At 39.4% G+C, this 19,673-nt stretch carries 16 protein-coding genes; 11 read left to right on the forward strand and 5 right to left on the reverse strand.

The features are described from left to right. Positions 1-121 precede the first annotated feature (121 nt). The 4 genes from KAN5_RS09685 to KAN5_RS09700 all read left to right on the forward strand — a co-directional run bounded on the left by KAN5_RS09685 (position 122) and on the right by KAN5_RS09700 (position 6,614). The gene (locus KAN5_RS09685) at positions 122-2,119 is read left to right on the forward strand and encodes a TolC family outer membrane protein (RefSeq protein WP_050901613.1); all 1,998 of its coding nucleotides are present in this window, start codon (positions 122-124) and stop codon (positions 2,117-2,119) included. Positions 2,120-2,434: 315 nt separating this feature from the next. After that, a complete protein-coding gene (locus KAN5_RS09690; protein ID WP_016710598.1) occupies positions 2,435-4,573 on the forward strand; it encodes a type I secretion system permease/ATPase in 2,139 nt (712 codons plus the stop codon). Beyond that, positions 4,570-5,991: an HlyD family type I secretion periplasmic adaptor subunit gene (locus KAN5_RS09695; protein ID WP_016710597.1), complete on the forward strand. Its 1,422-nt coding sequence runs from the start codon at positions 4,570-4,572 to the stop codon at positions 5,989-5,991. Before KAN5_RS09690 ends, KAN5_RS09695 begins: the two co-directional genes overlap by 4 nt. A gap of 35 nt (positions 5,992-6,026) precedes the next feature. Continuing rightward, positions 6,027-6,614 carry a response regulator transcription factor gene (locus KAN5_RS09700; protein ID WP_244389612.1) on the forward strand — a complete coding sequence of 196 codons (588 nt, stop codon included), beginning with the start codon at positions 6,027-6,029 and terminating at the stop codon, positions 6,612-6,614. A 200-nt stretch (positions 6,615-6,814) separates the two neighbouring features. On the opposite strand, the gene KAN5_RS09705 is transcribed toward KAN5_RS09700, so the two are convergent. From KAN5_RS09705 to KAN5_RS09715, 3 genes are all read right to left on the reverse strand, one after another. Next, positions 6,815-8,797: a LapD/MoxY N-terminal periplasmic domain-containing protein gene (locus tag KAN5_RS09705; RefSeq protein ID WP_244389613.1), complete on the reverse strand. Its 1,983-nt coding sequence runs from the start codon at positions 8,795-8,797 to the stop codon at positions 6,815-6,817. Continuing rightward, a complete protein-coding gene (locus KAN5_RS09710; RefSeq protein ID WP_016710594.1) occupies positions 8,797-9,510 on the reverse strand; it encodes a transglutaminase-like cysteine peptidase in 714 nt (237 codons plus the stop codon). Before KAN5_RS09710 ends, KAN5_RS09705 begins: the two co-directional genes overlap by 1 nt. Positions 9,511-9,668: 158 nt before the next feature. After that, positions 9,669-10,127: an LPP20 family lipoprotein gene (locus KAN5_RS09715; RefSeq protein ID WP_016710593.1), complete on the reverse strand. Its 459-nt coding sequence runs from the start codon at positions 10,125-10,127 to the stop codon at positions 9,669-9,671. A gap of 161 nt (positions 10,128-10,288) precedes the next feature. Here KAN5_RS09715 and KAN5_RS09720 point away from each other — a divergent pair, with 161 nt between their 5' ends. Beyond that, the gene (locus KAN5_RS09720; protein ID WP_016710592.1) at positions 10,289-11,482 is read left to right on the forward strand and encodes a flagellar assembly protein T N-terminal domain-containing protein; all 1,194 of its coding nucleotides are present in this window, start codon (positions 10,289-10,291) and stop codon (positions 11,480-11,482) included. On the opposite strand, the gene KAN5_RS09725 is transcribed toward KAN5_RS09720, so the two are convergent. Continuing rightward, complete coding sequence (locus tag KAN5_RS09725) at positions 11,466-12,368, reverse strand: LysR substrate-binding domain-containing protein (protein ID WP_138554897.1); 903 nt, start codon at positions 12,366-12,368, stop codon at positions 11,466-11,468. The two genes, KAN5_RS09720 and KAN5_RS09725, sit on opposite strands and share 17 nt — an antisense overlap. A gap of 113 nt (positions 12,369-12,481) precedes the next feature. On the opposite strand from KAN5_RS09725, the gene KAN5_RS09730 reads away from it, so the two are divergent. Next, positions 12,482-13,210: a glutathione peroxidase gene (locus tag KAN5_RS09730; RefSeq protein ID WP_016710590.1), complete on the forward strand. Its 729-nt coding sequence runs from the start codon at positions 12,482-12,484 to the stop codon at positions 13,208-13,210. 116 nt (positions 13,211-13,326) lie between these two features. Continuing rightward, the gene (locus KAN5_RS09735; protein WP_138554898.1) at positions 13,327-14,775 is read left to right on the forward strand and encodes a dihydrolipoyl dehydrogenase; all 1,449 of its coding nucleotides are present in this window, start codon (positions 13,327-13,329) and stop codon (positions 14,773-14,775) included. Between the two features lie 57 nt (positions 14,776-14,832). Here the strand turns inward: KAN5_RS09735 and KAN5_RS09740 are convergent, their stop codons facing one another. Further along, the gene (locus KAN5_RS09740; protein WP_244389614.1) at positions 14,833-15,180 is read right to left on the reverse strand and encodes a cupin domain-containing protein; all 348 of its coding nucleotides are present in this window, start codon (positions 15,178-15,180) and stop codon (positions 14,833-14,835) included. A gap of 210 nt (positions 15,181-15,390) precedes the next feature. Here KAN5_RS09740 and KAN5_RS09745 point away from each other — a divergent pair, with 210 nt between their 5' ends. The 4 genes from KAN5_RS09745 to KAN5_RS09760 all read left to right on the forward strand — a co-directional run bounded on the left by KAN5_RS09745 (position 15,391) and on the right by KAN5_RS09760 (position 19,670). Further along, complete coding sequence (locus KAN5_RS09745) at positions 15,391-16,719, forward strand: AAA family ATPase (RefSeq protein WP_244389615.1); 1,329 nt, start codon at positions 15,391-15,393, stop codon at positions 16,717-16,719. A gap of 373 nt (positions 16,720-17,092) precedes the next feature. Next, positions 17,093-17,725: a GNAT family N-acetyltransferase gene (locus KAN5_RS09750; protein ID WP_244389616.1), complete on the forward strand. Its 633-nt coding sequence runs from the start codon at positions 17,093-17,095 to the stop codon at positions 17,723-17,725. Then, complete coding sequence (locus tag KAN5_RS09755; protein WP_244389617.1) at positions 17,725-18,624, forward strand: ImmA/IrrE family metallo-endopeptidase; 900 nt, start codon at positions 17,725-17,727, stop codon at positions 18,622-18,624. The genes KAN5_RS09750 and KAN5_RS09755 overlap by 1 nt, the downstream gene beginning before the upstream one ends. Then, entirely contained in the window at positions 18,621-19,670 is a 1,050-nt protein-coding gene (locus tag KAN5_RS09760; protein WP_244389618.1) for a beta family protein, read from the forward strand. The genes KAN5_RS09755 and KAN5_RS09760 overlap by 4 nt, the downstream gene beginning before the upstream one ends. Positions 19,671-19,673 lie beyond the last annotated feature (3 nt).

The following is a 19,673-nucleotide window of genomic DNA, read 5'->3' on the forward strand; positions in this document are numbered from 1 at the left end:
AAAAGCTTAAAGAACTGGTGAAAAATTTTTTTTATGCTAGGCAAAACTTCTATTTGCACTAATCAATTTCCTTGTCTAAAACTAATCTAAATGATCATCAACTTGGATCTAAGAGGACGAAATGGCTAGGAAAAATAACTTTACCCGCACTAGAGCTACAATTCTAATTGGTTTGGTTTTAGCTACAAATGGATTTACTGCTCATCTTCATGCTGAGCAAACTTCCCTCATGCCTTTGACTTATGTCGCCGACAAAGCAATAGCCAGTAACCCAGAAGTTCAACAAGCTTGGCATGCTTTTAAAGCATCAATTTATGGTATTGATGCTGCAAAATCAGGGTATAAACCTACATTAGATGCATCAATCAGTGCAGGTTATGAAAAACGTAACTACGGCGTAGAAGATGAATATAACCGCAATACCGCAGAGCTTACCTTAGGGCAAATGCTGTATGATGGCTTTCAAACATCAAATACCGTTAAACGATTTGAACGCATTCAACTTATTCGCTACTTTGAAATGCTCTCACAAGCTGAGCAAATAGCGCTACAAGCAAGCGTTGCTTATCTTGACGTGCAAAAATTCACCACCTTAGTAGAGCTGGCGCAGAAAAACCTAAGCGAGCATGAGTCGGTATATCAACAAATTGAACAAAGCGTAGGAGCCGGCGTAGCCAGAGCGGCTGACCTGGAGCAAATCAGTGGTCGCCTATCACTTGCTCAATCCAATGTAATGACCGAATACGCAAACCTACATGATGTTAGCGCACGCTACTTACGGATTGTGGGAGAGCTGCCTCAACAAGGCACGGTTGCAGCTAAGTTAAGTGAAGATAGCATCCCAATTTCTATTAACCAAGCGCTTGATATTGCTTATAAAAACAGTCCTAGCTTTTATGCATCTTTGTATAATATTGAAGCCCAACAAGCGAATGCGCAATCACAAAAAGCTGCGTTTCATCCTAAGGTTGATTTATCTGCGCGTTATGGCTCCCAAGACCGTGATGAACTTGGCTTTAATGAAACCAGAACAGAAGCCAGAGTTGGCATTGATGTGCGATACAACTTATACAATGGTGGTTTAGACAGCGCCAATCTTGATCAAGCATACCAAGAAGTCAATATAGCGAAATTCCAACGTGATCAATCGTGTATTGAAATACGTCAAAACCTGCAAGTTGCATATAACAATGTAAAAATCCTTGAGAGTAAGCTTCCTTCATTAGATCAACATCGTCGCTCATCTGACAAAGTGAAAATAGCCTACAAAGATCAATTTGATATTGGCCAACGTACTCTATTAGACGTACTCGATGCCGAAAATGAATCATTCCAATCTAACCGTTCATATACTGCAGCACTTTACGATCGTCAAGCAGCGATACTCGCCATGCTCGCAGAAATGGGCAAACTACTGCCAACCTTAAATGTAACCTCTGACAAATTTCCGAAAATCACGGAATTAACCGATGACCCTATTGCCCACAATGCCGAATTTATTTGCCCTAAATACGACGTGGCAGCCACCATCAGCCGTCAGGAGTTTTTACAAAAAAAAGCCCAGCAAGATAACGCCTACATGACCGTCACGGCAATGCCAAGCTATCTCAATGCGCCAGCGCTTTCGAGTACCTTTAGTGATGATGATAATGACGGTGTTGCAAACGAACAGGATGACTGTCCATCAACACCTGCTTTTACCGAGGTAGATGAAAAAGGCTGTACTAAATACAATAGTAATACCAGTAATGTAGAAATCGGCATTCCGTTTGCGGCTGACTCCAGTGTAGTACGTCCTGAGTACTTACAGGAAATAGCACGTCTTGCAGACTTTTTAAAATCTCACCCATCTAAAAATGTAGAAATACAAGGACATGCATCACTTGAAGGGCCTGCGCTTTACAATAAAAAGCTCTCTGAAAAACGCGCATTCTCAGTCGCAGAAATATTAATTCAACAGTATGGTGTATTGCCTAAGCGAGTTAAATCACTTGGCTATGGTATAGATAAACCTAGGATCAATGAAATATCCGTACGGGCTAATGCGGCAAACAGACGTATAGAAGCGGTGATCACCGATACCAATACAGGAAACAGTTTTGTCGCATCCAGTTACTAAGACGCACTTACTTTAGAAGTTAAGTGTACAGCTGTGTTTGGCTTTTAGGCGAAAGAAAACTTATCAGTGTAGTTATTCTTTTTAAATAGCAGTAACCACGCATAAATGCCAGCACATGCTGTCTGGATGGCTCTATTTATGGGCATGTTAAAGCGCTGTAAGTAAAAAAGCTTAATGTAATAACAAGGCTCCGCTCGATGCTTAACTAAAACCCATACGCATTAATCGTCCTTTGTTAACTCGATTTCAATCATAACAGAGTAATACGTCCCATTTTTAAATCGTTAAACTTAATGCAATAACAATGGAAGTTATATGGAAATAGATGATGTAGTCAGTCATGGTGGTATTTTAGTAGACTGTTTAGAAATTTTATGTCACTACCATGATCGTGAATTTTCCCGTGAGACTTTGCTTAATGGGCTTCCCCTTGAGCAAGGCAATCTCACGCCTTCTGGTTTTTCACGAGCAGCTAAACGTATTGGTTTTAAAACCAAAGTTGTTAATAAACAACTAACCAAAATCAATACCGCTTTACTTCCTGCTATTTTATTACTTGAGAATAACCAAGCTTGCGTAATTACAGCATTGGATCCACTCACACAAACCGTTGAAGTAATTTATCCAGAGCTAAGCGACTCAGCTGTAACGTTAAATGTGGCAGATCTCAGTCAAAACCCAACTGATGTTATTATTTATACACGTCCAGAATTCACTTTTGATGCACGCTCACCGGTGTTACAAAAATTATCTAAAGATGGCTGGTTTTGGGGGGTCATTAAAGAGTGCCGTTCCTTATATAAAGACGTCATTATTTCAGCCATTGCACTGGGTGTATTATCGATTGCAATGCCCTTGTTTGTCATGAACGTGTATGACCGAGTCGTACCCAATCAAGCGGTAGAAACCTTATGGGTATTAGCCATAGGCGTACTAATAGCACTGACCGCAGACTTTGCTTTGAGGTTAGTACGTAGTTATTTTGTCGAACTTGCTGCCAGTCGCATCGATGTAAAAGTCTCTGCGGTAATTATGGAACGAGTACTGGGAATGCAATTAAAAAACCGACCCACATCAGCAGGCTCATTTGCCAGCAATATCCAGTCTTTCGAAGCTGTGCGTGGCTTCTTTAGCTCCATTACCCTCATCGCATTGGTTGATTTACCTTTTGTATTTTTATACCTCACAGTCATCGCAATCATTGGTGTAGAGCTGAGTATTCCTATTATAGTCGGGGCAATAATATTGCTGTGTTATGCCTTAGCCGCCCACAGAAAGTTAGAAGCACTGTCAGAGCAAACGATGAAAGCCAGCTCTATGCGTAATGCTATTTTAGTTGAAAGCCTTACCAATATTGAAGATGTAAAAAGCTTTCATAGTGAATGTAAAACTCAAGCGGCATGGGAAAAATCAACAATTTACATTGCTCGCGTTAATGCGCAGAGTCGGCTTATATCTGGCTCAATAGCCAACTCTGCCACGTGGTTACAACAATGTGTTGGCGTGATTATAATGATCATTGGCGTGCATTTAGTCATCGCAGGTGATTTAACCCAAGGCGGCTTAATTGCAGCATATTTATTATCATCAAGAACTATGGGACCAATTGGTCAATCCGCTGCGGTACTTGCACAATTTCACCATGCGGCCATTGCAATGCATTCACTGAATGAGATCATGGAAAAAGAGGTTGAGCGCCCAGCTGGTAAACATTGGTTAAGTCACCCTGTTTTACGCGGAGATATAGAATTTCAAAACGTACATTTTAAATACTCAGATGAAAGTAACGAAGCGCTATCTGGAGTTTCGTTTAAAATTAAAGCCGGTGAAAAAGTTGCTATCTTAGGGCGTAATGGTTCAGGTAAAAGCACGCTAGAGAAACTCATTTTAGGGTTACATGATCCGACCTCGGGTTCTATTTTAATTGATAACACCGATATCCACCAAATAGATCCTGCAGAATTGCGCCATAATATTGGTTATGTCCCGCAAACAATCTCGCTATTTTTTGGCTCGCTGAAAGACAATATCACCTTAAGTGCATGGCACGCCAAAGATGAACAAATTATAAGTGCGTGCGAACGTAGCCAATTATTCGACTTAATTAACTCTCACCCTGATGGCTTTGATCTACAAGTTGGCGAACAAGGCCGGCTCCTCTCTGGTGGGCAGCGTCAAGCTGTTGGTATTGCTCGTGCTTTGATAAACGATCCGCCAATACTCATTCTTGATGAGCCAACCTCAGCACTGGATCACAATAGTGAAGCAAAAATCATCGCTAATTTAAAACAGTACAACCATGATAAAACCCTGCTGGTAGTAACACACCGAACATCGCTACTGGAGTTGGTTGATCGAATTATTGTCGTTGATAACGGTAAAATAATTGCCGATGGACCAAAAGCTCGGGTAATTGCCTCGTTGAGTAATCAAACTGTGGAGCGAGCATCATGAGTAAAAACAAACCCACACTAGAACAACGCTCTTTTGAATCTGTAGGACGTGCTATAGAAGCGACTAAAGGAAAAAAACCATCTATTTTTAATAACTTATTCAAAGGCTGGTTATCGCCACCAAACAGTCAAGATTGGGTGGTTGATGCACAATGGGAAAAAATGCAACAACAACCGGCAAGTGCCAAGTTATTGCTGTACTTAATTTGTTTTAGCATGATGTTGTTATTTATTTGGTCTGCGTTTGCTAATCTTGATGAAGTCGCTCGCGGTGAAGGTCGTGTTATACCGTCAAATAAATTACAACTGATTCAATCTTATGATGGCGGGATGGTCGAACAAATTAATGTACGTGAAGGACAAGTAGTCAGTACTGGTGATGTACTAATAAAAATTGATCCTACTCGGTATATTTCTAATTTTCGTGAAAATCAATCTAAAGTGCTGTCACTCAGTGCTAAAGTCGCGCGACTTGAAGCACTTACTAAAAAGCAGCCTTTAATTTTTGACCCTAAGCTCACCACTGATGCACCCGCGGTGGTAATGCACGAACAAGCACTTTACACCAGTAATAACCAAGAGCTTGAACAACAAGTCGCCATTCATAAACGTCAATTAGAGCAACGTCGTCAAGACCATATTGAAGCACAAGCAGCCCTGCAACAACATACCAATGCATTACGTTTAATAAACCGTGAATTACAAGTTACCCGGCCACTCCTTCGCTCAGGTGCAGTATCTGATATCGATATAATTCGCCTAGAACGCCAAGCCGTTGACTTAAATGGCGAGATAAATCGATCCAGAGCGGTCATCAACCGCAGTGTATCTGCAATCAATGAAGCAAAAAACAAAGTAGCCGAGGTTGAGCTATCCATGATCAATCGATGGAACAACGAGCTCTCAGAAGCACGATTGCGGTTAGATGCAATTAAAGAAACCGAATCAGGGTTGGCTGATAAAGTAGCCCAAACTGAAATTCGCTCGCCTGTTAATGGCACTGTACAGCGCTTAATGGTGAACACGGTTGGAGGGATTTTACAACCTGGTAGTGATGTTCTAGAAATTATACCGCTGGATGATCAATTGATAGTCGAGGCTAAGATCCCTCCCAAAGATATTGCATTCTTACGCCCAGGGCAAACAGCAATGATCAAATTTAGCGCCTATGATTTTGCTATTTACGGTGGCTTAAGTGCCGAGGTTATTCAAATTAGTGCCGATACGATAACCGATGAGCGCGATAACACGTTTTATTTAGTGCAACTTAAAACTAACAAAAATCAGTTTGCCGATAATCTCACTATTATTCCAGGCATGACGACTCAAGTGGATATTATTACTGGCAAAAAAACCGTGCTGGAATACCTATTAAAACCAGTATTACGAGCAACATCATTAGCAATGACAGAGCGTTAATTAATATTTTTTCAAACTTTTAAAATGGATTAATAATGCGCCAAAGTGTATTTATCACCGAAGCTGAACTTATTTCACCGCACTGGCAAGCCGCCTACCCTGAATGTGAAATTCGTGAACAGCAGCCACATAAGATCACAGCCGACACCATTTTATGGATTTTAGCTGGCAGTCCTGACTGGCTTAGTATTGTACAAAAATACAGCAAAAGTCGTATTCCAGTGATTGTGATGACCAAAGAGTTAAACATGGCAGAGTTATGTGCTGCATTACAAGTGGGCGCTCGCGGTTATGTTGAAGCTTTTGCTAGTCAAATAATCATAGAGCAAGTTGCAGAAACAATTATCAGTGGCGGTATTTGGTTACCGGGCCAGTTATTATCTAACTTGGTTGGTGTACTCTCAAAGCAAGCTATTAGCTATCAGCACGCCTGCGACCTAACGTTATTAACGAAGCGCGAGCGCCAAGTCGTTGATGTTGTTATTACTGGTGCCAGTAACAAAGCTGTAGCGAATCAATTAAATATCACAGAGCGTACAGTAAAAGAACATATGAGCTCAATATTTAATAAACTCCAAGTTCGTGACCGCATGCAGTTGATGCTAGCAATCAAAGGCAGCTAAACGTACGAAATTGTTACTTTGTGCGTTGATTCATAAAATATTTAAGCCCTTTCACGATGTGGAATGCAATAAACCCCGTCGCGGTATAAAACCTTGTAACCCAGTCGCGATGTAAAATCGCTGCTACACCATTTGTGGCTCCATGCCCGTCGGCTCGGGTTTACCCCATTTATTTCACATACAATACATCGCTTTGTATTTTATTCTATTAGGTCTTCCTGAGTATCATCAATCGGTTGTGATACATAGCCATCGAACCCTATTCCTTTTAATGTCTGCTGATCTTCAGGGCTCTTAACCCCCTCAGCAATCACTTTAATACCTATCGAATGCGCTAATGAACACAATCCTCTGAGGAAGGTCTGATTATCTTGGCTATAGCTTATATTGTGGCCATAAACGCTATCTATTTTAATCATCTCAAGACCAAGCTCATGAATTTTATCAATTTTACTGAAACCTTGGCCAACCCGCTTAAGCGCCACTTTGGCGCCCATGCTTTTCACTTGCATACAAAAGTCTTTAAAAATAGCCAATTCAGCAACCGCTAAACTTTCACGTATATCAAAACAAATATGCTCAGCTAATTTTGGATATGCGAGTAAATACGTCAATATTGCAGCAAGTGCTGCATCGTCTAACAACGTTTCTTGCGATAGCTCCACTGAAATAAGCTTTAAGTCTTCTCTTTGCTCAAATACCTTAACTAAGTATTTAACTAAGCCCCAATCTAAGCGAGCAAGTAGCTTTAATCTTTTTGCCCATTGTAAGTAATAACCGCTACGATACAGTTCACCATTAAGCAATAAGCTTAGACTTACTTGGTTTTGTAATAACTTGCCCGAAAAAGATTTAACGGGGTAAAGCAAAACATCTAAGTCATTATTATCTAGTGCATGCTCAATTGCTTCACGCCAACTATCAGCGTCTGCAAATAATTCATTGCGCTGCTTATTATTATTTACCTGTACCTGTTGTGTTGGCTCTGCTACTGCGGCTTTTAATAAATTATCAACCCGCTTTAACAGTGTAAAACGACTATCCTCACGCTCTATATAGCTACAACTATGAGGTATGGATAATTCAATATGGCTGTAATCATCAAGCAAGGCCTGATGCTGCTTAAATACCTGTGAACTTAGGTTTTCAATATCGTCTGTGTCATTCACCAATACGGCGAAGTCGGTATGAGAAATTCGCGCTATATGATTTTCAGAAAATCGATCCTCATTCGACTCTAAAAAAGCAACTAGAGTTTGCGTAAAACGACGTAAAAAAGTGACCATTTCAACGCGATTAATTTGTTCACTTATTTGATCAAGGTTAACAACTCGAAATAAAAATAATGCGCCATGGGCATGCTCTTTTGATTGCTGTAATTGTGCCTCTAAAGTTGCGCTAAAGTACTCTCTGTTTGCTAACCCTGTTAACTCATCATGTTGGCTTTTAAAACGAAACTCTTCTAAGCGTTTTTTGTCTTCTTTAACAATCCGGCTAAATCGCTTTGAAAGTAAATTCATCGAGCTCACTAACCGTGCAAATTCATAGGTTCTGGGTACTTTCGATCTAATAAAGCGTTTATCGCCTAAAGCATTCGCTTGTTGCACGACATCGTCCAAAGGACGTAATATTTTCCTTAAAAAGTAAGCACTTGCTATACAAGCTATAATCGCAACGATAAAAAAGCTAAAAAATAATCGTATGGCACTTTCCCATAGCGCTTGCTCAGTATATTGGCTGTGACTTTCTAAATATAAAGTACCGAACTGCTGCCAACCATCGCTCACTTGCGCCACCCCTGGCTGAACTTGTAAGTGATAAAAGTGATGAAACCACCCTGGCGCCGTTGTATCAAGCTTACCACTAAAAACGCGTTTTATAAGCGGCTCCCCTAATGGGTTTTGTAACTCTATGCGCTGATAGTGCCCAGTATCAAAAGTAGCTGAAATTAGTAGCTCTAATTCAACAGGATCTTTCTGCAACTGGCTTAGCATCAAAGCTAAGCTATTTGCATTATCGATATTCTTTAAATGTAACTGAGAAGAAAAATACTGTTTAGCAGTATAAGTACTAATTAATACACTACTCATAAAGCCTACTGCAATAATGACTAAAATCCCCAGCCATAACTCTTGCCGTAAAGTGATTTTACTTTTGCGTTTAAACAAGGACATAAATGACATCACCACATAATTCCTTCTTGTTGTGTTTGTTCGAGAATACGTCGCCAGCGAGATAATCTAGCAGTAGGGTTTGCAACACTTTGCGTTGAATTATTAGCCCATAAACCTTGGCTATTAAAACTAAAAACAGGGCTCAGATCTGTACGTTTAGCTGCGGGCAATACCTTTGCAATTAAACTATCTAAAATCAGTGGTTGCGCATTTGGCACAGCAAAGTAACCAAGCACCATATGCGCTTGAGTTTGTCTAGAGTTTGGCCCACCGATCTGTGCTTTTACATAAATAAGCCGTAACTTATCATCTGCAATACCTAGGGCGCGCAGACTGATATACTTAGCAATTGCATAATCTTCACAATCACCCAGCCCTTTCCCTAAAGTTTCAAGTGGAGTTGCCCAATAATCATTTTGTTGCCAAAGCTGCATATCGGTTCGGTAGCGCAAGTTACGAGCAAAAAAATCATTTACGATTAAAATTTTTTGTTGTTCAGTTTTGTTCTGTGACTGGACTAACATTGTTTGCCAATTACGAGCAACTGCCACACGTGAAGGACCAAACTGTTGGTGCATTTTTTCTAAAAAGGTAGTGAACTGAATCGATAGGCGATCGGCACACACAAAAGAGGTTGCAAATATAAGAGGCAGCAAAAAATGCAGTAACGGGCGATTACTCCATTTACTCAAAGGCACACTAACTGAGCGACACTCGCTCACAAAAGCAACCTTGAGTTGTACACTAAAAAACGCGTCAAACTTTTTCTTGCCACAATCTTTATTCAGTAAAAAACAGTAAATAAAGCATAGCACTGAAGCGTTAACAGTGAGATATTTTAGCCATTATTTTGTGACTATTTAACGCTCAATAATTAACTTTAGTAATAAGTGACTTTTTTAACTTCACGTGGCTTTATTTCGCCTATGTATAAGTCATGGACACGTTTCATATCAAGCTGTAACTCGGTAGCGTAAGTATCTCCAACTGCATAGCTTTTAATGACTTGCGCCCCTTTAATAATGCCTTGCACTTGGCTGTGTAATTGATCATTTTGCGCAATACTGCCTTGCACAGTGGTGCCGGCGGTAATCTTTTGCCCATATACTTGTTCTGCAAGCTCGCGGTACGCTTCAAGCTTAGATGCTTTAATTGCCATCAACGAGCGCTGTGACTGATTCTCCCCGGGCTGAGCACTAATTGGCGCATACCCGACCGCTTTTAAAACTGGGTAGTTATCTGGCTCTATGTACTTATATTCCACATGTTTATCAAAAATACTACTACAGCCTACTAAACCTAGACTCGCAAAAATGCAAATTGCAATCACACTACGCATGGCGTCTCTCACGCTTAAAAGAAGTCATAATGTCTAAACCGATGCACAATCAATGCCAAAATTAGTACTTACTGTCGTTTTAGATCAAAGTTGTCAAACAATTGGTATAGTCCTTGCTCTGTCACTGCATATAGCAGATGTTTATGTATAAGGTTTGGGTAATGAAGCATAGTTTATCAACAATCATGATCGCCACAAGTTGGCTAACAGCCAGCCTTTTTTCGCCTAATAGCTCAGCACAGTGGTATGAATCAACAGGCCATGCCAGTATCAAAAATGATGATGTGGCGGCGGCAAAATCTGCGGCCATAAAAGATGCAATCACCCAAGCGTTAGTGTTCTCAGGTGCCCGTGTGAGCTCAATGCAAACCTTAGTTGACGGCGTACTTACGCAAGATCAACTAAAAATAAACAGTCACGGCGAAATTCAAAAAATAGAAATGATCAGTGAAGATCGAAAGTCAGATCAATTTGCGATCACGCTACGCTTGGATATTTTCCCACAACAAGAGCACTGCCCCGCTAATGAGTTCACTAAGTTTGTTGCGATCACCCAAACGCAATTAGTCAATCGTGAACAGGCCATGATGGGTCAAATTTTTGACATCAATAAAGCCACTAGCGAAGCCCTGTATAAAACATTAAGCCAATCGGCAATGAATGCTAAGCCAACCGCTTATTTTAACTTTCCGATCCGCGTGAGCGAGTTTTTTAATCAACAATACGATTACAGTGATGCACTATTAGAAGAAATATCAAGCCGCAGCAACTCACAGTATGTACTGTTGAGTCAGATTGTTGATATTTCTAATAGTGATAAGCTCAATAATAGTTACGCATTCTGGCAAGACGAAACGTACCAACGCTCATACAAGGTGGACTTTGCTTTATTTGATGGCACCACGTATGAACGACTTTGGCAAAAAAGCTATCGCAGCCAAGGTATCTGGCCATTTGAAAAAACACAAATCATCGATGTATTCAGCGAAAAGTTCTGGAGCTCTGATTATGGTCAAAGTATTACTGATATAAACCAAACCGTCAGTTACGATCTACAAGCTGCAATGGCATGCTTAGAGACTCAAGGAAAAATTCTACATATTGAAAACAATAAATTGATCATCAACTTAGGTAAAGCACATGGCATTGAAAAAGGTCAACGCTTGAATATTGCTCATCATAACTATTTAACCGATGCAGCGGGTAATAAAATGCCGAACTTGATCACCACATTAAATCAAGTTCAGGTCGAACAGGTGTATCAGCAAAGTGCCGTTGCCGTGAGTGTTGATCAGCAACCTTTGCCTAATATTCAAATCAATGATGTAGTCGAGCTCACTAATTTAAAACCTTAGTCAATTGTTGGCGTAAACTCGGGTGCTCACTCAGCCAGTTTGCGAGTAACTCAATTCCAGCTAAATGTGGATAATGTTTACGACAAGCCAATACGACACGACGTTGCTGAGTAGGAAAGATTGGTAAATAACGGATCCCTATGCGCTCGCTGCAAGCGAGCTTTGGTACAAATGTAACACCATCATCCATAGCCACCAGTGCCAATAAAGTCTCCAGACTATTACCTTGGTACTCGTTTGATACATCCACCCCAGCAGCAAAACAAAACTGCTGCGCTTGGTCTTTAAAGCAATGACCATCGCTAAGCATCAACAAACTGCACGATTGCAGTTCATCCAAAGCAACTTTATCACGTTTAGCAAGGTTATTTTGATTTGACATTGCTACCAAGAAATCTTCTTTATATATATTAACTGTATGATAAAGCTTAAGTTCAGGCACATCTGCTAAGATTGCAATGTCTAACTCACCATTATCTAACGCAGTTAAAATATTAGCAGTTTGCATTTCAACAAAAGCAAACTGGCTATCAGCAAACGCCTCTTTCATAGACGTAAGCAAAGTAGGGAGTAAATACGGCGCAATCGTTGGAATAATGCCGATTTTTACCCTACCTTGTAGTGGTGCGCTAGAGGTTGCTGCTAGTTCTTTTAATATTTGGGTTTGCTCTAAGATCACTTTGATCTGTGTCAACAAACGTTCACCTTGCACCGTTAAAGTAACTTGCTTAGTGGAGCGATCAAATAAGGTCACTCCCAGCTCTTGTTCTAATTTTTTTACTTGGCCACTGAGAGTTGGCTGGCTGACATAACACGCATCGGCAGCTTTACGAAAATGCTTAAAGTGCGCAATTGCTTTTACATATTCAAGGTCTTTTAAATTCATTGCAAACCACAACTAATAGATAATAACTATCATATTAATACAAACAAACGATTGGAGCTATTATAACTTTCACGACATAATGGCTATCAACAAATCAAGAGGAACTAAAAAACATGTTAAAGAATATTGAAGGTCAAACAATTCCACAGGTTACATTTGCAACTCGCGTAAACGATGAGTGGAAATCAGTAACATCTGACGACATTTTTAAAGGTAAAACGGTTGTTGTATTTTCGCTACCAGGTGCATTTACACCAACGTGTTCATCAACGCATTTACCACGCTATAACGAACTAGCTGCAGTACTTAAGCAAAATGGCGTTGACGACATCGTGTGTGTATCAGTAAACGATACTTTCGTAATGAACGCTTGGGCACAAAACCAAGAAGCACAAAACATTACTTTATTACCAGATGGCAACGGTGAATTTACTGACGGTATGGGTATGTTAGTAGACAAAAATGACCTAGGCTTTGGTAAACGTAGCTGGCGCTATTCAATGTTAGTTAAAGATGGCGTAATTGAAAAAATGTTCATCGAACCAGATTTACCAGGCGACCCGTTTGAAGTATCAGACGCAGACACTATGCTTGATTACATCAACCCTAAGCAAGTAAAACCAGAGGCAGTCAGCATATTTACTAAACCAGGTTGCCCTTTCTGTACTAAAGCAAAAGCTTTACTTGAAGAAAAAGGCCTAGTGTACGAAGAAATCACCATGGGCGCAGGTGCATCATTAACGAGCCTTAAAGCAATCTCAGGCCGTGAAACCGTACCACAAGTATTTATTGGCGGAAAACACATTGGTGGCTCTGACGATTTAGCAAAATATTTTGCTTAATATTTAAACCCCCACGCAATTAAATACAGGGGCTTTTTAGCCCCTTTTTTATACTCATTTTATTAACTTATTTACACACCAATTGATTAATAAAATTGGTATTCTGGAGCAACATAATGAAAGAACTACAAACAGACGTTGTTGTAATTGGTGCTGGCACAGCAGGTTTAAGCGCTTATCGTAATGCAAAGCAACACACTCCCAATGTATTAATGATCGAATCAGGCCCGTATGGCACCACTTGCGCTCGTGTAGGTTGCATGCCAAGTAAATTACTCATTGCCGCCGCAGAAGCAGCCCATGCAATTGAAGCAGCCCCCGCTTTTGGTGTACATAGCTCAAAGCCAACAATTAACGGCGTGGAAGTAATGGCACGAGTACGTAACGAACGCGACCGCTTTGCAGGCTTTGTAGTAGAAGCCGTAGATGAATTACCCAACGAAGATAAAATTCGTGGTTATGCAAAATTTTTAGATGCCAACCGCGTGCAAATTGACGACCATACAATTATTACAGCAAAACGCTTTGTGATTGCCACCGGCTCTCGCCCAGCTTACCCAGGTGTATTTAATAACTTTGGCGACAGATTAATAATTAACGACGACGTATTTGATTGGCAGGACTTGCCAGAATCCGTTGCCGTATTTGGCCCAGGTGTTATTGGCCTTGAAATTGGCCAAGCGCTGCACCGTTTAGGCGTAAAGGTAAAACTGTTTGGTGTAGGTGGCGCTATCGGTCCTATTACCGACCCAGTTATAAAAGACTACGCAAACACTGTATTTGCAGAAGAATTTTTTGTTGATACTGATTCAAACGTATCTGATATGCAAAAAGTCGGTGATAAAGCCCAGCTTAGCTATATTGACAAAAACGGTCAGAAACAAACTGAACAATTTGATTACGTGCTAGCCGCTACTGGCCGCGTGCCAAATACAGATAAACTAGGCCTTGAAAACACCGGTATCGAACTTGATGAACGCGGTGTACCAGTGGCTGATAAGCACACTATGCAATGTGGCGACTCAACAATATTTATCGCAGGGGATGCCAGCAATATGATCCCACTACTGCATGAAGCCAGCGATCAAGGCACTATTGCCGGACAAAACGCCGGCCGCTTCCCAGATGTTCGTAACGGCCTGCGCCGCGCACCTATTGCAGCCGTTTTCAGCGACCCGCAAATAGCTATGGTGGGCGAAAGCTACAAGCAAATAACCGCGCGTTTTGGTGAATGTGGTTGCTTTGAAATTGGCGAAGTCAGCTTTGAAAACCAAGGCCGCAGCCGCGTAATGCTGAAAAATAAAGGCCACATGCGTTTATACGCAGAGCAAGGTACAGGCTTATTTTTAGGTGCTGAATTTATTGGCCCACAAGCTGAGCACATCGCCCACTTACTTGCATGGGCTGTGCAAAACAAAATGACCGTACCGCAAATGCTGGATATGCCATTTTATCATCCAGTGATAGAAGAAGGCCTACGTACCGCACTGCGTGATTTAAACGCCAAACTTAAATTCGGCCCAGATATTATTAACCAATGTATGGAATGTGGCCCGGGGAATTAGGGCTAGGTTGCTAGGATAAAATATAACTAATAATCAAGGAGGTCTAAGCCTCCTTGGTTATGATTGATTAACCCTATCACCATGACTTGGCGGCGTTGAAGTAACAATAAACTCAAGGTTAACTTCGCCATAATTACATAATTGATGCACCAACCCTGCTGGCACATGTAAGCCCTGCTGCGGGTTTAAAATATGGCTCACTGAGTCCACAATTAATGTAGCCTGCCCACTAAGCACAAAAAAGAACTGCTCAGCAAACTCATGCTTATGCGACTGTTCACAACAGCCCGACGGCACTCGCTCTTGGATCACACTCAATGCCGCACTTTTTACTAAATGCCAACCATCGCAGTCATCGCTCCATTTGTAATGTTCAGCGTTATCGACTGAAATAGGCCTTACCATATCTTCGTTATCCTTTAAAAGCTACTGCACAACAAGGTAAAACATCAGCGTTTAAAATGGTAGTAAATTTAATTCACATGAGATAACCACACTTATTCGCGCATAAAAATGTAGAAAAACCCATTTATTCGCGCATAAAAGTGTGAAAACTTGCATTTATTCGCGCAATAAAGTGTAATTAATCATCTAATGAGTAATGTGAGACCTGCCATGCAACGATTAATTTTAGAAAAGTTATTAGATTGGAAATCTAAACCAGCACGAAAACCATTATTAATTGATGGCGCTCGCCAAACTGGTAAAACTTATTTGTTACAAACTCTATTAGGCAGTACTTTTGCAAACGTGATTCGCATCGATTTCTTAGAATCCCCACAAATGAGCGAAGCATTCGCTGATTCGTTATCTCCCAATGACGTACTATCTAATATTGAGTTACTTACAGGAAAAACGTTTAACCCTAATACAGATCTACTGATCCTTGATGAAATAGGCGAATGCCCTAAAGCAGTCACATCTCTCAAATACTTTGCTGAACAAGCACCGTATATGCACATTGCTGCCAGTGGTTCTAATATCGGTTTATTAAACTCCTTTCCGGTTGGTAAGGTGGAACAACATAATCTACGCCCCCTCACATTTCGCGAATTTCTGATCGCCTCGCAAGAAACAGCTCTAATTAAGGCATTTGCAAGGCAAACAAACTCAAGTGCAGCACATAGTAAATTATTCTCAAAACTCACTGATTATTACTTTACTGGCGGTATGCCCGAAGCTGTAAGTACATGGTTTGATTTATCTGATCACAGTATCATTGACCGCGTTCAAGCTGTAACAGAGATCCATAAAAATTTAGTATTGGGATATCAACGAGACTTTGGCAAATACTCAGGAAAAGTAGATGCTGGATTAATTGAGGCTGTATTTAATAATATTCCAGCACAACTATCTTCAGTTGTGGATGAATCTGTTAATCGCTTTAAATTTAAAGGAATGCATGAAAAAAAATCTCGTTATGGTGACTTTGAAAGCGCAATTTCTTGGTTAAATAAGTGCCGCCTTGTACTCAAAAACCACCCTATTGATGGCACACCTAAAAGCCCATTAGCAGCATATAAAAAAGACAATATCGTTAAATTATTTCTTTTTGATGTTGGCTTATTAAATTATATGCTAAACATTGGGTATAAAGAGATAAAACAACAAGGCTATGAATACAAAGGCTTTGTGGCCGAAAATTTTGTACAACAGGAACTTGCTGCACAAGGCATTGACCCAACATATTCATGGGGTGATGCAAGAGCGGAGATCGAATTTGTAGTCTCTGATGACGAAGGCAACATACTGCCTATCGAAGTAAAAAGTGGTAAACGCACCAAAGCAAAATCACTGCAATCGTACATAAATAAATGCCAGCCCATCAAAACAATTAAACTCACAGGCACACAAGGCTCATCACCACTGGAAAAGGAATATATTGTCCTACCGCTCTACTATAGTGAATATGTAGTAAGCATACACCTGAGGCTGATGAATTGATAAAAGATAGACCTATCAAACTAGGCAGCAATTTAAACATTGTTGAGGAAACTGGCGAGTGCTTACAAAGCTATTACGATAGTGAACTGATACTCAAAGTAAAAGGCTTATGGGTCGCTGGTAAAGCCGTTTTTTTTTACAAGGTACTAGCACTAGGCACTATTCATAGAAGGTAGAAAAGGCATAACCAAAAGCTAATACCAAACATCAGTACAAAGCCAAAATCACCTTTAGCTCATCACTTGCCAGAATGGCAAGAAAGGTCTTACTTGGAGTTCTGTAAATAACTGTACTACGTATTAACTGTTATTCGACATATATACTCTAAATAAGTAGTATGTGAATATAGGAAAAAAATTATAAGGATGTATTTGTGAGTGTTTTAGAAACTGGTTCTATATTTTCACCTAAAGAAAATAAGCACTGTAATTATGAAATAGTTGACGATCCAGAATACGCACAAAAAATTGATGATACGTGGCAAACACATTCTCTTGAAAGGGTCTTTGAATTAAAAAAGGCATCAACAACGCTTGAAGACTTAAAATCAGCACTCACGTCAGAAAATATTTCAGATTTTCACTGGTGTTGGAATGATATAGTCAACAGTCAAAATTCAGAAGACTACATTCAAGTCACTTTCTATCTTACAGTTAATGGTATCCCTGAAGGAGCGCTGCATACATACTTCCCTAAAGAAACCCGCTTACATAAAGGTAAAAATCTAGTTTATATTGATAGAATTGCCACCGCTCCTTGGAATAGGCCTCACCAAACAATTAAACATTTTAGTGGTGTAGGAAGTATTCTTATATTATTTATTTGTAGATATAGCCGAGATAAAGGTTGCGAAGGGTGTATAGGTTTGCACTCATTACCCCAAGCAGAACCTTTTTATGATCATTTGGGTATGAAAAATTTAGGTATAGATTTAGCTTATGAAGGTCTTAAATACTTCGAGTTAGAAAAGCACCAAGCTTTATCATTGATAGCAGAGGAATTGTAATGAAGAGCTTTGATTTTAATAAATTAATTGAATTAGAAGACAGAACTTGCCTGAGCTCAGATTCTTCCTCTGCTGAAATTTCCAAGCCTCTAGACTTGATTTTTTGGATGGATAGTCAAAAAGCAGACATTCCATTAAACGAGTTACTGTCAAGAGGATTAGTTAAATCCGAAACGATTAAATCCGATACATTTAAGCTCCTTCAAAATAACATGAATATGAGTTCATCTTCTCTTTACAGGGCAGGGAACCTCAAATCAAATGAAAAGCGAGAGGTTGTTCTTCTAACTTGGCAAGCAATTATAAATAAAAAGGCTAAAGAAATAAGTTCCAATATATGTGAATTTCAAAGGGATAATATTACAAAGGAAACTATCAATAGCATAGCTAAACTGAGTAACGAACCTTGTAATATTAGCAACTTAAAAAAAGTATTAGGTAGCCTAGGCATCATACTTATAATAGAAAAAGCATTTCAAGGCTTAGGCATTGACGGGCTAGTATATCGAACTTCTCGCGGAAACCCAGTATTAGCCATGTCCTTAAGGTATGATAGATATGATAATTTTTGGTTTACTCTTTGTCATGAGCTAGCACATATACACCTCCACTACGAATTGTTGGATGATGTAATAATAGAAGACTTAGATGAAGATAATAAAAATGAAATTGAGAATGAAGCTGATTACCTCGCTAGTATAGCCATTGTAGATAGAAGAGCGTGGAGAAGCTTTAATTTAGCAAAATTCCCTACTGAAGAAAACCTATATAGAGCCTCTGAGGTCACAGGTATTCACCCAATAATACTTGCAGGTAAGCTGAGAAATGAACTAAAAAACTATAAACTATTTGTAAACTTAGTGCACAGTATAAAACCATCTGAGATCTTAGAATTATGAAATATTTTATTTTTTTAAAATCAAAAGCTGGTGACTTTAACTCAATTAAGCACTTAAATAATAAAAATACAGTACCTTTTTTTGACTTTATTGCTAACTCTATAATTTCTGATGAGGTTCAAAAAAAACAAAATAGCTTTATTGATAAAATTTGCCGTTTTTGGGATCCTAAATCTCGATTCTACATTGATCATTATGACTTAGACTCAAGAGCTAGATTACCGAACGGTTTACACCCATACTCAACATATGAAAATCTAATTCTTAAAGGATTCAATTTAGGTATTGTTACGGGAATAGATAGAGACTTAGAACACGATAAAGCCGTAGAGAAAATACTAAGTTCAAAGAAAGATATACCTGTAGTCATCAGGCTTAATCTTAAAGACTTAGTAGCCCCTAGGCTAGTTATTCAGGAAATCGAAGAGCTAATTGATGATCTTAAAAAATTTACAAGTATCATTGATTTAGTATTAGATTGCAGAGTTATTGAATCCGTTGAAAGTAAAGATAAAGCACTCAATATTTTAAAAAAGTTTATTTTAAATTATGAAAATTTGCGAAATGATAGCTTAGTCATAATAGCTTCCTCTTCAATCCCTATGACAATCAACGATATTCTTAAAACAGGGAATAGCATTGCAATTCAAAGATTGGAATATGAACTATGGGAAGATATTAAACTTTTAGATACTGAGTATTCAAGTTTAACTTATGGCGATTATGGAACTGTATCACCAGACTTTCAGGAACTTGATTCAAATGGTCGCCCTATTCCAATTGTCCCCAAAATAACATACACATTAAAAAATGTATTTTATATCAGTCGCGGAAAGTTAACGACACAACACCCTAGAGGCTTTAAACAGTTCAAAGATATTGCTAATGAAGTGATGCAAATTAATGGCTTTAGAGTAAATGCTTCTTTCGGTGATAAATACATAGAGCTAATTGCTGATCATAGTAATGATAAATCTGGTAATGCAACCACTTGGATAACAGCAACTATGAATCAGCATATAAACTATTTAAATGAAATTATATAAAAC

The sequence above is a fragment of the Pseudoalteromonas sp. KAN5 genome (assembly GCF_022846535.1).
Classification (GTDB): Bacteria; Pseudomonadota; Gammaproteobacteria; order Enterobacterales; family Alteromonadaceae; genus Pseudoalteromonas; species Pseudoalteromonas haloplanktis.